This is a genomic window from Legionella fairfieldensis ATCC 49588 (assembly GCF_000621525.1).
Lineage (GTDB): Bacteria > Pseudomonadota > Gammaproteobacteria > Legionellales > Legionellaceae > Tatlockia > Tatlockia fairfieldensis.
Map to the genome: position 1 here is coordinate 73,299 of NZ_KK211300.1, position 15,227 is coordinate 88,525.

A 15,227-nucleotide genomic window follows, 5' to 3' on the forward strand; every position below is an offset into this window, starting at 1 on the left:
CTCGGAAGAATATAAGAATTCTCCTATCGTATTTTATTAGTCCGGGATGGTATCACCATAGCAGCGGTTTTACATGACGCTGGAGTATTACGCGAAGGTTGCTGAAAAAAACCGGCCTGCCCTGAATTTTGGATTGTACGATCTTTTTTTAACCGTCTATCTTTCACTGCCTGCGTGAAATTGCATTCAGGATGAGAATCCAGATAATTACGCACATTATCAGTACACACTATATTTATAGCAAAAGAAACCATTCTTGCTGTAGCTTCCTCTATTTTTTTATTCAAGCCTTTTACCTTTTGTTTGAAAGTTTGTTCGTCTGGTTTGAGACGCTGTATTTCTCCCTCCAGAATATCAATATTTTTTTTCAATTTAGAAGCACTAATTTTTGTATTTTTAACCTCAGATCCCGTCTTAAGTTCATTTAATTCATGTTGTTTCGCTAATAATTTATTATGGAGATCATCTTGTTCTATAGCTTGAGAAAAATACCTGTCTTTTTTTTCCAGTATTTTTTCTAATCGAGTAGCTACTGTACTTCTTTTTCCGCCAAAAAAATGGCCGCGAATATCTTTAGATGTATGCTTAATTAATTCGAATGCCTTGGTAAATTTTTCATGCTCATTTTTATCAGATTGAGCAATACTGTTAATTTTTACCAGTAAATCATCTGTTTTTGCTTTCCACTTTGACTGTCTGATTGTTGCATCCTGCTGAATAGCAGTTAAAAGGGATTTCAGCGAATTAAACGAATTATCATTTTCTTTATTATCGATTATATCTTGCAGTAAACTGGCAGTAGTGCTTCCCCTTCCCGTAAAAAAATGGCTACGTATATTATTTATAGTTCTTTCTATCATTGCCATAGTCGCGTTGGACTTCTCCTTTTCTGTTTTTTGAGAAGAATTTATTTGTTCGATTTCTTTATATAAAACACCTACTTTATCTTTCCATTTGGAATTGGTGTTGTCCGCATATTTCACAACCGACTTGACCTGATTAGCCAGTTCTTCACGAGAAAAGTTTTTCTTATCATTGATTTTTATTTTATCCTCCAGTTCTTTAATCTCTTTTTTTATGGACTCATATTGGCCTTGCATTTCATGCATTTTGCTTTCGACAACCGTGTATTTTTTTTCAAGCGCGCCCTTTTCCTCTTCTTTTAGTCTGATTGTCTCTGTTATTTCTGCCAAATTATAGTTATCAGCATCTCTATCGTTTATAATGCCGGCAATTACCACCTTCATTTTATTATATTTTTCCTGATAGTCTGGGCTGGAAAATCCGCGAATATATAATTTTCCTTCCTCCACACAGGGCATGGAAATCATACTGAAAATAGCATGGGGTTCAGGAAGATTTCGGTTAGTAAATGCATTGACAGGAATATCATAACCAGCTTTCAATAATCGCTCTGCAACCTCTCCAGCAAAACTTTTCCCTGCAGGAGAAACGTAACCTGGAAAACAGCCTATTAAATCAATAGCAATCAGGTTCTGTGTAAATCCTTTCTCTCTTCCTGAAGAGTCATTTGCTTGATTAAGTCGCTCTATGAGCAAATCTGAAAAATCTTCTGCTGCATAGCCGCCATAACATTGAATACCGGTCTCTTCTTCATAGGCACTATGCCCGATAAACGTGATCCGGGTTACGGGTTTTCCCTCATTTTCAGTTAAAAATTTATGGTTTTTCGCCCTTAGCGTATAATTTCCTTCTCTGGTTCGTTGAACCTTTTCAACTGAATCATTTCCTTTAATTATGTCCTTTGCCTTGATAATTGTATTATCTGCATCTAACATAATTATCATAATAATAACCTTTTATAGATATTTGCTATTATTATAGAATAAATTGACATTATTAACTTTTGATTAATTCAATTGCAAAGAAATTGAAAAGTAAAGTTTAAATAATGGGGATAATTAAATGATTATTTCTTTTGATTTTGGTTCGAGTTTAAACGAAAAAGGGATTGAGGCTTTAAAGTTAGAAGGAAATCATACTTTAATTAGAAAGTTCCCTTATTTAGAATTCGAAAAAAATGAGGATAGTAAACTGATTTTACTTTCTTTAAAAGCAGATGGTTCTTTTCAAAAAAAAATAGCTCCAAAAATTTTAGCCAATAAATTATTAGAAAATGGATTGCCTTCCTCTGTTAAAGAAATAGAGATTATTGTCTCCGATGCCGATGAAGATAGCTCGCTACTAAATTATGGAATGAGTTTAGGAAAAGCTTTTTTAAATCAGGGTCGAAAACTGACTATTAAAACCTCAATGCACAACGAAGGGAAAACTCGAATAGTGCCGCCCGAAGAAAAAGAAGGTGACTGGCACGTTTATTTACTAAAATCTCCAGAGCCTGAGGTTTTTAAAGGTAAAATCCAGGAATTTTTGCAAGATTGTACCCTTACTCCTAAAGAAATTTCCTCCAACAATCAATTACCTGAAATCAGTAAAAACCCATTTTATCAACCCTAATCTATTAATGAATTCCTAACATGAAACTATCGACTTTATTAATACCTCTCTACGATTTTCCTCAAAGTTAATTAAATTACAAGCATTCATGCTAAAATATAATCATGTTTAGAGTGATAATTAATCACCGGTCGAGGCAAGTAAGCGTACTCATGGGTAACACTTGCCTCATAACCAATGGTTTTAATTACTACTTTATAACCAATAAAAAAAAGAGTACCACATGATGAATTACTTAATTCCGCTTTCCAGCCAAATAAAGGTTAATTATGAAAAAATATAATGCACATAATAGCTTATTGCCTTTTTATTTAGCCCATCAATTTCAGGTTAATAACGAAAATAGATATAATTTATGCTTTTCCTATTCATTAGAGGATGAGAGTCAGACCATTTTATTAATTGAAAAGGTGAAAGAACTTGTCAAATCACAAGCTCATTTAAGACAAACCTTTACCCTGGAAAACGATAAGGTAATAACAAAGATTCATAATGATCTTCCACCTGAAATCCACTTTTTTACTTCTTCGCCTGAAGAGCTGGATAATCTGGAAAAAACGCTTGTTAAAGAACAGCATGATCTCGAAACCCACTCTGCCATTCGCCTGAATATAATAAAAATAACCACTAATGACTGTCGTATTGCGCTCTTTAATATCCATCATATTCTTTTGGACGGTTATAGTTTAGAACAATTCATCAGTGACTTAAATCGGTTAATTGCGGGGGAAAAAATTGCCGGGGAAAATGCCAACACTTATCTATCGCGATTAAAAAATGAGTTGTCTCTGGAAGAAGAACATAATAATACGGACGTTATCACCTACCTGCAAGATGTTCAGGATATTGCGAATAATCTGGACTATGTGGATACCAATACCAAAAATGAAGTGCTTTATTTTACGCAAGCACTCCCTGATTCCATCAGGAAGAAACTGGATAATGCAAGCAGGCAGTATAATCTTAGCATTTTTAACTTATTATTATTGGCCTGGAGCGTCTTTGTTATCAAGCTCGGCAATACAAAAAATACGTTGGTGAACTACCCTGTTAATATTCGCAAGGATAAATCCATATCAGGCTGCTTTGTCAATATGATTGTCTTTCCCTTAAACCTCACACCTGAAGCGACCTATTTGTCCTTAATCAAAGGGTTAATCCATAAATTTTCTCTGTTTAAGCAACTCGCCAAAATTGAACTGAGAACTCGCCTTAATTTGGGTCCAATCTCAAGTTTTGCCAATTCCTATTTTGCCAAACCTGGGAATTTGGTAATGAATGGCAAACCTTTGGTGGGCAAAGGCTATCCTCAAATTGCTAATTCAAGTCTGAATGTAAAATACAAAGAAGAAAATGAAGAGCTTTTTTTTAGTATGGATCTATTAACCGGAATATTTCCTGACTATTTTTCGGAGACAATTCTGCCTCGGTTTTTTAACTATTGCGATAAATTATTGAATAATCCAAATCAATTGTTATCAAACCTTGACTTACTGTTTCCTGCCGAAGAAAAACTTATTTTATCGGAATTTAACAGGACCACTCAAAACTTTCCCCAAGGTGGCACAATCATTGATTTATTTGAAGAGCAAGTTCAAAAAACACCAGAAAGAATAGCGCTGATATTTGAAGATATTAAACTTACTTACAAGGAATTAAATGAAAAAGCCAATCAGCTTGCTCATTACCTGACAACCCATCATCAGGTTAAACCGGATGATTTAATTGCTTTGCTGTTGGAAAGAAATGAACATACCATTATTGCTATTCTGGCTATTTTAAAAGCCGGAGGCGCCTATGTTCCTCTTGATTTCAGCTATCCACCCGAACGAATTGAATACATTCTTGACGATACACAAGTAAAAATGATTCTTGTCAATGAAAGTCATTTGGATAAGCTGACTCCTTGTTTAAATTCTGAAAATGAATATAAATCTACTCGCAATGGAGCAGATATTATTGTTATTGACAGTCAAAAAATTCAAAAAAAACTGGCAGAATTTGAGAAAACAAACATCATTACGGCAGACACGGGTACTAATCTTGTCTATGTCATTTACACGAGCGGTACCACGGGAAAACCTAAAGGTGTTATGGTGGAACATAAAAACGTTCTCAATACGTTGTATGCTTTGAATGAGGTGTATCAACGAAACGAGGAAACACCCAAATCACCTTTAAAAATTACTGCCTTCACCAGCTATGCCTTTGATGTTTCTGTTTCTGAATTTTTTGTTCCTCTCTTGCGAGGCGATGAGCTACATCTTTTAAGTGAAACCCTAAGAAGGGATATTTTAGCAACCAGTAAATACATTAATGAAAATCAGATCAATTATGTCTATTTACCCCCTGTCTTGCTTGCTAACTTGCCACGAATTAAATACCCTTCCCTTAAAGGACTGATTTATGCGGGAGAACCTTGCGATAGTGAAACAGCACGTTATTGGTCAAATAAAACCAAATTGTATAATTATTATGGCCCTACGGAAACGTCTATCTACGCCACAGGACTCCAAATAAAGACAGATGAGGTCCATTTGATAGGCAAACCCATAGCTAATACTACAGCTTACGTATTAAATGCCGAAAAAAAACCCCAACCAGTTGGCATTATCGGAGAGTTGTATATAGGAGGGCAAGGTGTAGCTAAAGGTTATTTAAATCAACGAGAGCTAACCGAAGAACGGTTTATCTCTAATCCCTTTCAAACAGATAATGAAAAAATACAAGGCATCAATAATCGCATTTATAAAACAGGGGATTTAGTTCGATGGTGCTCCGATGGCAATATAGAGTATATTGGTCGTAACGATTTTCAAATAAAAATTAGAGGATACCGCATAGAGCTTGGAGAAATTGAAAACGCTTTAGCTAATTATCCTGATGTCAAACAAGCGGTCGTATTAGTGAAAAATTTTAGCGATGGAGAGGATGCTCTGACAAGCCATAAATTTCTGGTTGGCTATTATGTTGCTGATGAAACAATTGACGAACACAAAATTCAGGAGTATTTGGCTCTCCATTTACCCAACTATATGCAACCCAGTGCCTTGGTTCACTTACCGCAATTACCCGTTACCTCTAACGGAAAACTGGATAGAAATGCATTACCCACACCTGAATTAACACGGTCAGATAATTACATTGCTCCTACTAACGATCAGGAGATCATCGTTTGTAATGCTTTTGCGAAGGTATTAGGTTTAGGAAAAGTGGGTATTGAGGATGATTTCTTTAAATTAGGTGGAAATTCAATCATGGCGATTAGTTTGGTTGCAAACTTGCAAGCCAATTTTGATGTGAACGTGATGGATATTTTTAACTTGAAAACCGCTAAAAAAATTGCACGAGATATTCCTTTTATCAAAAATAATTTGAAGAATAATCTGGAAAAAATCAGATCTGACTATCAATTATTAGCTACTCGCTCCTTTGATGAGCAACCTTTTCAAACAAAATTAGATAACTATTTTGAAGACATTCATCAATTAAAAATTAGCGTGGAGAAAGCACCTATCACCCATGTATTACTTACAGGCGCTACTGGATTTTTAGGATCGAATTTACTGAATACATTATTAACGACAACCGATTACAGTATCTTTTTGTTAGTTCGTGCACAGTCCAACGACGAAGCCTTTGAACGAGTAAATAAAAAATTTGAATTTTACTTTGAAAAAAATTTATATCCTTATCATAATAAAAGACTTTTTGTTTATGCAGGCGATATTGAAAAAAAAGATCTGGGTGTTTCAAAAGAAACTTATCAAACCCTGGCTTCCCAAATTGATAGTATTATTCATTCAGCGGCTCTTACAAAACATTACGGTGAATATGACACATTTTACCTGGCCAATGTCCAGGTCACCAGTAATCTACTAGAATTATGCCGATTAACGGAATTAAAACACTTTCATTATATTTCAACCATTTCTGTATTAAATGAAGGATATGTTCCTAACTGCGACCATTATGTTTTTACAGAAGACGATGAGGGCGATAACCTGGAAGATCGTTCTAATATTTACGTAAAAACTAAATATGAAGGTGAAAAAATGGTTATCAAGTATAGGAAACACGGTATTATGGGAAATATTTACCGGGTAGGCAATTTAGCGTTCATGGCGTCTAACCATCGAGCGCAGGAAAATATTGATGATAATGGTTTTTTTACTCGCCTTTCTTGTTTGATCACTTTGAAAATGGTTGCTCCTGAAATCAGCATGGAAGAAATTTCTCCCGTTGATTCAACAGCACAAGCAATTGTAAAGCTATTTGATAAGAAAGAATTGTCCAATAATACCTTTCATGTATTCAACCCCACCCCATGTCATTGGGGGGAGATCCTTGCACAAGAAGAACTCTTCAATGTTAAGATGGTGACTATTAATCAATTTATTACTACTATCATTAATCAATTGGATAATCCTGAATATAATCAGGCCATTGAGCTTTTTTTGCTTCATAGACGCTGGTTAAACGAACAGCGTCGCTATGCAACCAATATTCGTATTTTACAAGACAGGACCCAACATATTTTAAGAGCAATGAATTTTGAATGGACTCCTGTAACAGACGAAACTGTGAGCAACTATTTAAAAAAGGAGATAGGTCGTGACAAGTAAAATGAATATACTCGAACTTCTTAAAATAGTCGCTCCAATTTTACCTGCTCCAATTTATTGGGAAGATGTGGATAGTGTTCTTTTGGGTGGTAATGAAGCCGTTTTTAGCGCAACTGGTGCGATGCTTGCTGAAGCCTATGTGGGCAAATCACTTTTTGAATTATATCCGCCGGAAATGGCCAATCATATTAAACGTCACAATGAAGAGGTAATGAGAACAGGAAAAACTCTTGCTCAGGAAGAAGCAATTGCGGATATAGCAACGGGTGAATTAAAATATTTTACTGCGATTAAAGCACCTTTACGAGATAATGAAGGAAATACCGTTGGTATTGTTGGAACATCCATAGATATTACCAGGCAAAAAAAATTATTAGAAGATCTGAAACTTGCCAAAGAAAACGCTGAGTTGGCAAATCTTGCCAAAACGGAGTTTATCGCCAATATGAGCCATGATATTCGCACACCACTTAGCGGTATAATTGGTATGTCTCGTTTTTTAGAAGAAAAAACAAGCGATCCGGAAGAAAAACAATATGCGCGATGGGTCAATGAAAGTGGGGAGCAATTACTAAAATTATTAAACGGGGTTCTTGATGTAGTATCCGCCGCACATCTTTCGGAACATGATCTTCTAACCGACTGTTTTGATATCCGCCAAAGTGTAGAGGATATTGTTCAATTGGAAAAACCTACCGTTCAAATGAAAAATCTTGAATTCAGAATCAATATCGATAAGCAGGTTCCACAATTTATTATTTGCGACCGTTTTAAATTAAATCGCATTTTACTTAATTTGATAGGTAATGCGATAAAATTTACTCAACAAGGCTATATTGCACTGGACATTAAACAACTTTCCAGCGATCAAAACACCGTGAAACTACTGTTTAGTGTCAGTGATACCGGTCCAGGTATTCCCAAATCCTTGCAATCCAGAGTCTTTGAACAATTTTATCGTATTACTCCTTCTTATTTAGGCGATCATCAAGGTCATGGCGTTGGTTTACATATTGCTGAAAAATATGTCAATTTATTAGGCGGTAAACTTCAACTGGAAAGTGTTGAAGGACAAGGCGCAACTTTTTATTTTATTCTCTCTTTAGCCATCGGTGAGGAAAAAAATTCATTAGCCAAGCCTTTAACTCCTACAAAAAATAATGACCACCCTGCTTCACTTACAAAAAGCACGGCAAAATCCTCTCTAAATTCTGCTGCGAATTCTCAACCCTTACTTTTATTGGTCGAAGATAATGAGATCGCCTTACGAATGATTGAAATGAACGCCGAAAAAACAGGCTGTCATTACATCTCAGTCACCAATGGAGAAGAAGCACTCAAAATAGCTAAATCGAGAAAATTCGATTTAATTATTACAGACATTGGTTTACCGGGATTATCAGGTAATGAATTAACTCAACAAATTCGAGAGTGGGAGAAACGTTTCAATAAATCGCCCGTACCAATAATTGGTTTAACAGCTCATGGTTTGGATGAAACAGAAAATACCTCCCTCCAGGCAGGGATGAATCAAATACTTTCAAAACCCATTAAATTATCCATGTTAAAGTCTGTTCTTACTCACTTTCTCCCTGCTCAATTCACGCCGCTCTCCCCTGACGAAGAGAATAAAAATATCTCTTTCGCCTCTGATCTGCCGGATACGGAGAATAAGTTATTTTTACTGAACGATTATTCTTTACTTGATGTGAAAGAGAGCCTTACCCATCTCGGTGATGAAACTATTTTGCGCGAATTACTCAACTCAATGATTTCAGAAGAAATTCCCCAGGTCTTATGTCGCTTAAAAGAAGCTTACAAGGTTTTGAATTGGGACAGTATTGAAAAATTAGCTCATCATTTAAAAAGCAGCGCCCTTTATTGCGGCACAATACGCCTGAAATATGCCTGCCAATACCTTGAGCGATATCGTAAAGCAGGACATGACAGATTACTTGATAAACTCTATCAGCAACTAATTAAAGTGATTCATGACACCGAACAATCTATTCAATGGTGGTTAGACAGAAAATCCTGACTTTCTTTTGAAGAGAAAGAAACAGGCTGTTGAATATACCTTCTGAAAATTGACTGATTTAAGACAAGTTTTATGAGGAGAGTTTATTAATACTATTTCTCATTTAAATAATTTTGTATCTTTACTATACTCCTTACTATACTAATAATGATTAAGGAGATTATCATGGGTTACATCATTGGATGGTTATTAGGCGTCCCTATTAGTATTTTATTATTAATTTGGATAGTTTCTCACATTTAAAAGGGATTTATTATGAAAAACAATACAATTACAGAGACTTGTCATTCACCCTATCATTCTCGCGTATCCTGGTCCGCCGTTTTTTCCGGTGCCTTCGTAGGATTAGGGTTGGGTTTTTTACTTCATCTGTTTGGTATGGCCATCAGCTTGAGTGCCTATAACGCACCTTCCGCTGGAGCTGCTACTACCATTGCTGTTGGAGGATTACTTGGACTTTTAATAGGAACTATTGCTTCAATGGGCGCTGCGGGCTTTGTAGCAGGCTATCTGGGACGATTTTTTCACCATTCCCACTGTGGAGGGGTTCTTTATGGCTTTCTGACATGGACTATGGCCCTGTTATTAGCTGCAATATTTGCTATCCCTCTGGCACAACACACGTCGGCTTATAGTAAAACATTGGCTCCCAAAGTAGTCGTTTCGGATTCAATGCCACAAAAAATTGATGTCACAACAGAAAAGAATACTTCGCCTTCTACTACTGTTTCAGACAAGACCGATCAACCTGTTGTTGTTAAAGTATCATCAGACACTTTAACAGGCAGCTCGTGGATAATATTTACCTTGTTCTTTATTGGTGCATTATCCAGTTGCATAGGTGCTTGTCTGGGGATGAAATGCAAACGAAATGAGGTGACTTTCGAATCGAATCCTCCGGTTTAAAACAAGTAGAAAAGCCAGAGTGTTCTCTGGCTTTTACTCTATGCTTTCCTTTATCCTATATACTTGTCCTTCCTGTTTTTATCTTATGATTAAGCAGTGTGGTTAAAGCAAACGTCATCGACTATTTTGGTAACTTTAATTATAATTTATCCATCATTCAATGGAGATAAAAGTATGGCTAAAACCTGGTTTATTACGGGGGCTTCCCGCGGTATTGGATTAGAAATCGTAAAAACAGTGCTTAAAAAAGGCGATAATGTCATAGCTACCGCTCGTAATTCAAGCAAGATAAGCGATCAATTGGCAACGTCTGATAACCTGCTTGCTCTGGATCTTGATATCACTCAGGAAATGCAAATCAATGTTGCCATCGATACTGCCATTAAGAAATTTGGAAATATAGATGTGCTCATCAATAATGCAGGATATGGTCATCTGGGTGTCTTTGAAGAATCGACTTCCGAAGAAGTCCGGGAGCAGTTTAATACGAATGTCTTTGGCCTTATGGATGTAACAAGAGCCATCATCCCTCATATGCGAAGGCAGCGTAGCGGGCATATTTTCAATATCTCTTCAATTGCCGGCCTTAAGGGTAGTTTTGGTGGCGCGCTCTATCATTCGAGCAAATTCGCAGTTGAGGGATTTTCCCAATCAATTGCCGAAGAATTAGCACCTTTTAACATTTATGTAACCTGTATCTCTCCAGGATTTTTCCGTACTGATTTCCTTGATGAACGTTCCGTGAACTATTCAAAGCGGTTCATCAGTGATTATGATAAAGCGATGAACGATTACCAGGATTTTCTCAACAATCGTTCTCACAATCAATTGGGTGATCCTGCAAAACTTGCCACTGTTATTCTCCACTTGACGGAAGTTAAAAATCCTCCCGTATCATTTGTAGCCGGTTCAGATGCCATTGATTGGGCAAAAAACGTGATTGAACAAAAGCAGACTGAACTCACTAATTGGAAGGATCTTTCTATCAGTACCGATGGCCAATGGTAAAAGCACCTAAAAACTTTTTACCGGACAAAAATAGCCATTGACGCGAAGCGCCAACTTGGTAGCAACGCGGTACTTTTTGATTTTTTGTCCGGCACGAAAAGAGTCCAAACCAATAAAAACGCATTTAATTTTTTCTTAATGAAAACCAGTTATAATGATACGTAAGCAATTATTTTAGGAAAAAAAGTGTTTAATCAACCAAAAAGTTTAAAAGAAATTTGCATAGATTTCATTGAAAATAAAGGGCTTTTTGGCAAGAACAAAAACAGAAAAATGATTCCCGATGATCTTGATGATAAATTACTTGGTGATTTAAAAAAATCATTACTTATGATTTCCAACTTTAATTTTAAAAAATCTAAAAATCAAGCTGGTAAAAAAATTTTTATTGAATTGAAAAATAACCTGGAATTGAGTGATGAGAATACAACATGTCACCATTATTTAGACCTGATAGCTTCTTATTATTCACAAATAAATTCGACTTATTTTTTTGCTGGTACTTTAGTTACTGCATTAAAAGATTTAACGCATAAAGTTTTATTACATATGGATGTGGATGATTTAAAAAAAGAGCTTCCCAAACTTCTGATTCAACACGAACCAGAATATAGTGAATGGTACGAAACCAATATCGGGACAACTCGATCTCTTATAGGAGGTGATATAAATTTATACTCTGGCTACCGGTTTATAACTGGTATTGTAAAACAATTTCCAACCACTAAGTCCGCTCAATTAAAAGAGGATGCGAGGTTAAAAGAAAAATATCTGGGTATAACTTCTGGGAACAATTTTTTCCACTCCTTAAAAAGATGTTTTGGAATTTGATACACTTTCTTTATTTGAATCAATACATTATTAATAAAAGACAATACTGTGTAAAATAGCAAGTGCATTAAAATTAAAATATAATAGTTGCAGGATTTTGATCGACATCAGGGAAATTTTGACCATTCGTAAGTTTTCTAAAAATGATTATGAGATAGTTGAATTTCATAATAACATCAATGAGCGGATTCAAGTTTATCCCATGTATTTTAAATTGGGATTTAGCTCAATAGCACAGGTTTTCGGTCGCGCTATTGTGCTTAAAAGTCTACTTCAGGCATTGAAATTTTTGCCTCAAGATTATGGTTTTCTCATTTGGGATGTATACCGGCCTCGATCTGTGCAGAAAACACTTTTCAATTGGGTGAGGGAAGAGATCCGTTTAAAATTACCTGCCCTAAGCGAAGAAGAAAATTATGAGGAAACAAAAAAATATATATCCCCCCCTTCCAGAGTTGGCGAAGATTATTGTCCACCTCACCTTAGTGGCGGCGCCATTGATTTAACATTGTTCGAGATGACCACCAACAAAGAATTAGACATGGGAACACCATTTGACGAAAGTTCAGAGCGAGCTCACAGTAATTATTTTAATCTTAAAACCCGGCTCTCAGCTCAAGAAAAGCACTTTAAGTATAGAAGAAATCTTTTACATACAACCATGAATCACGCCGGTTTTACGTCTTATCAATATGAATGGTGGCATTTTGATATAGGCAATCTGTTCTGGAGTCGGGCAGTGAAACAACCTGCTGTTTTTGGCCCTCTGTTTGGTGATAAAGAATGGCCGGATGACCATGAATAAACGTCCATTAAAATCCATCCGGCTCATCTCATGAGTTTAGGCATATTTTGCAATTCGCAGGAATCAATCAAGAACAGGCCGCGGTATGCCTACGAATACTTCAGACTCATTATTAAGGACTAATGTTCTCGTGTAGCAGAAAATCTTATTTTTGGATAACGCTCTTCTGCCATTGTTAAATTAACTTTTGTAGGTGCCAGATACATTAACGCCTCACTACCGTCCAATGCCAGATAATCATAAGCCTTTGTGCGAAATTCTGTCATAGCTTTATCATCTTCAGCATACACCCAGCGAGCGCAACTGGTATTAACAGCCTCATAAACACAATCTACTTTATATTCATGCTTTAAACGATGGGCCACCACATCAAATTGCAAAACACCTACGGCCCCGAGAATTAATTGATTACTATTAAGCGGTCTAAATATCTGCGTAGCCCCTTCTTCTGATAATTCAATCAAACCTTTAAGCAGCGCTTTACTTTTTAAAGGATCTTTTAAGCGAACCAGACGGAAAAGTTCCGGAGCAAAATTAGGAATACCAGTGAATTTTAAATGTTCGCCTTGCGTAAATGTATCCCCAATACGAATAGTTCCGTGATTATGTAAACCAATAATGTCTCCTGCCATAGCCGTATCGGCATGTGCCCTATCACCCGCCATAAAGGTCAGGGCATTGGCAATTTGCACCTCTTTGCCTAAACGCAAATGACTTAGCTTCATTCCTTTTTTAAAAGTTCCTGAGCAAATACGCAAAAAAGCAATACGATCGCGATGTTTGGGATCCATATTGGCTTGAATTTTAAATACAAAACCAGTAAAAGCATTTTCTTCTGGTTTAACACATCGCTCAATGGCTGCACGAGGCATGGGGCCTGGCGCATATTGAGCAAAATCATCCAGCAATTCCTTGATGCCAAAATTATTAATGGCGGAACCAAAATAAACGGGGGTCATTTTGCCTGATAAATAATCAGAAAGATTAAACTCATGGGAGGCGCCTTTGACTAATTCGATTTCGTCACGCAATTCCTGTGCTGCCTCCCCTAAAAGTTCATCCAATTGGGCATTGTGCAACCCTTTAATCTGAAATGCACTTTGTTTCTGGGTATTTTTACCGGGCTGATATAAATAGGTAGTATCCTGATAAAGATGATAAATTCCTTTAAAACGCTTCCCCATACCCACAGGCCAGGTAACGGGAGCACATTGAATGCCTAACACAGTTTCAACCTCATCAAGCAAACTGATTGGTTCGCGTCCTTCACGATCCAATTTGTTAATAAAAGTCATGATAGGTGTATCCCGCAAACGACAGACTTCCATTAATTTAACTGTTCTTTCTTCAACCCCTTTTGCAACGTCAATAACCATCAACGCAGAATCAACAGCCGTTAAAGTACGATAAGTATCCTCCGAAAAATCCTCGTGACCGGGCGTGTCCAGCAAATTCATTACATGCTCATTATGCACAAATTGCATTACCGAAGTGGTGATAGAGATCCCCCGTTCCTTTTCCATTTCCATCCAATCGGAAGTAGCGTGCCTATCTGCCTTACGTCCTTTAACCGTCCCGGCAAGCTGTATTGCACCTCCAAATAACAGCAATTTCTCAGTTACTGTCGTTTTACCGGCATCAGGGTGAGAAATAATAGCAAATGTCCGCCGTTTGGCGAAATCTTCGTAAAAAGAAACCATAAAAAAACCTGTAATCCACTGAATTATGCATTTTAAGGGAAATGAAAGAGCAATTACAATATTAAGTTATTTACCCACATCAACAAATTCAAAGGCAGGAAATAGCTTACCTGGACAGGATTAAGATAACAAAATAAAACTGGCTCCGAAACCTGAAAGCATTTTACTGACAATGCCATTATTTCATCTTTTGATGGTTATGGAAAAGATTGATAAGCATTACTTCGTTGTTCCTGCAACGTTTTTAATTGACCTCGAAGTTCACTGTTTTCTTTTTCAAGTTCTTGTATTCTAGCCTCCATCGCTTTAAATTGCTCGACTTTTCTTTGCCGGAACTCGCGTGCAGAGCGTAGATTCTTTAACCTTCGATATTCCTTTTTTTCATCTGCCTTAAGAGTTTTTTTTTTCTTTCTTTTCCAATAGTTCCAATGAGACCAACGATTTCTCAGAATTTTCATTGGATTTTTCTTTCCTGAAAGAATGCTTTTCTTCTGTAACGAAAAAAAGATTAGCAGCGGGTAATATCTTTGCTGTTTGTGACTGAGAAGCCCTGTTATCATGAGAAAAATTAATATCTGGCTGAAAATGAAAAAAACCGAATGGGGATAGGTAGGTCTGATTAATAACAGGTGGTTCAGCCTCTAACTTTATTTCTACATCAGGATCTATAGCCTCAGATAAAACATTTTGTTGAGAATGATTGTCGGATTGATAATCATTGTAGGAACTTGGCCATTCGGCAGGCTCTATTCGATGATCACTGAAAAAAGATGGGGTATCATCTACTAATAAAAGTTCATTCGTATAGTTAGTTTTAAACATTGCTCACCTCTTTA

General features: G+C 36.5%; 10 protein-coding genes. 7 read left to right on the plus strand and 3 right to left on the minus strand.

Annotation, left to right across the window (positions count from 1 at the left end; genetic code table 11):
* Window positions 1–23 precede the first annotated feature (23 nt).
* On the minus strand, window positions 24–1,808 hold the full coding sequence (locus T345_RS0111950) for a hypothetical protein (protein ID WP_028389546.1): 1,785 nt from the start codon (window positions 1,806–1,808) through the stop codon (window positions 24–26).
* A gap of 118 nt (window positions 1,809–1,926) precedes the next feature.
* Between T345_RS0111950 and T345_RS0111955 the strand changes: the two genes are divergently transcribed.
* The 7 genes from T345_RS0111955 to T345_RS14325 all read left to right on the plus strand — a co-directional run bounded on the left by T345_RS0111955 (window position 1,927) and on the right by T345_RS14325 (window position 12,691).
* A complete protein-coding gene (locus tag T345_RS0111955) occupies window positions 1,927–2,478 on the plus strand; it encodes a hypothetical protein (protein ID WP_028389547.1) in 552 nt (183 codons plus the stop codon).
* 269 nt (window positions 2,479–2,747) lie between these two features.
* On the plus strand, window positions 2,748–7,103 hold the full coding sequence (locus T345_RS0111960) for a non-ribosomal peptide synthetase (protein ID WP_028389548.1): 4,356 nt from the start codon (window positions 2,748–2,750) through the stop codon (window positions 7,101–7,103).
* Complete coding sequence (locus T345_RS14320) at window positions 7,093–9,141, plus strand: PAS domain-containing hybrid sensor histidine kinase/response regulator (RefSeq protein ID WP_131777700.1); 2,049 nt, start codon at window positions 7,093–7,095, stop codon at window positions 9,139–9,141. The genes T345_RS0111960 and T345_RS14320 overlap by 11 nt, the downstream gene beginning before the upstream one ends.
* Before the next feature lie 255 nt (window positions 9,142–9,396).
* Window positions 9,397–10,047, plus strand: coding sequence for a hypothetical protein (locus T345_RS0111970; protein WP_051555261.1), 651 nt, complete (start codon window positions 9,397–9,399; stop codon window positions 10,045–10,047).
* A 174-nt stretch (window positions 10,048–10,221) separates the two neighbouring features.
* The gene (locus T345_RS0111975) at window positions 10,222–11,055 is read left to right on the plus strand and encodes an oxidoreductase (protein WP_028389550.1); all 834 of its coding nucleotides are present in this window, start codon (window positions 10,222–10,224) and stop codon (window positions 11,053–11,055) included.
* 186 nt (window positions 11,056–11,241) lie between these two features.
* Window positions 11,242–11,886 (plus strand): hypothetical protein, encoded by a 645-nt coding sequence (locus T345_RS0111980; RefSeq protein ID WP_028389551.1) that lies wholly within the window; start codon window positions 11,242–11,244, stop codon window positions 11,884–11,886.
* A gap of 118 nt (window positions 11,887–12,004) precedes the next feature.
* A complete protein-coding gene (locus tag T345_RS14325) occupies window positions 12,005–12,691 on the plus strand; it encodes a M15 family metallopeptidase (RefSeq protein WP_131777699.1) in 687 nt (228 codons plus the stop codon).
* Between the two features lie 119 nt (window positions 12,692–12,810).
* Here T345_RS14325 and T345_RS0111990 read toward each other — a convergent pair whose 3' ends face one another.
* Both T345_RS0111990 and T345_RS15250 read right to left on the minus strand, forming a co-directional pair.
* Complete coding sequence (locus T345_RS0111990) at window positions 12,811–14,391, minus strand: peptide chain release factor 3 (RefSeq protein ID WP_028389552.1); 1,581 nt, start codon at window positions 14,389–14,391, stop codon at window positions 12,811–12,813.
* Between the two features lie 390 nt (window positions 14,392–14,781).
* Window positions 14,782–15,213, minus strand: coding sequence for a hypothetical protein (locus tag T345_RS15250; RefSeq protein ID WP_028389553.1), 432 nt, complete (start codon window positions 15,211–15,213; stop codon window positions 14,782–14,784).
* Window positions 15,214–15,227 lie beyond the last annotated feature (14 nt).

Excerpts from the sequence above, each read along its gene's own strand:
- T345_RS0111950 (WP_028389546.1), bottom strand. The coding sequence starts at position 1,808 with ATGATAATTATGTTAGATGCAGATAATACAATTATCAAGGCAAAGGAC.
- T345_RS0111955 (WP_028389547.1), top strand. The coding sequence starts at position 1,927 with ATGATTATTTCTTTTGATTTTGGTTCGAGTTTAAACGAAAAAGGGATT.
- T345_RS0111960 (WP_028389548.1), top strand. The coding sequence starts at position 2,748 with ATGAAAAAATATAATGCACATAATAGCTTATTGCCTTTTTATTTAGCC.
- T345_RS0111970 (WP_051555261.1), top strand. The coding sequence starts at position 9,397 with ATGAAAAACAATACAATTACAGAGACTTGTCATTCACCCTATCATTCT.
- T345_RS0111975 (WP_028389550.1), top strand. The coding sequence starts at position 10,222 with ATGGCTAAAACCTGGTTTATTACGGGGGCTTCCCGCGGTATTGGATTA.
- T345_RS0111990 (WP_028389552.1), bottom strand. The coding sequence starts at position 14,391 with ATGGTTTCTTTTTACGAAGATTTCGCCAAACGGCGGACATTTGCTATT.
- T345_RS15250 (WP_028389553.1), bottom strand. The coding sequence starts at position 15,213 with ATGTTTAAAACTAACTATACGAATGAACTTTTATTAGTAGATGATACC.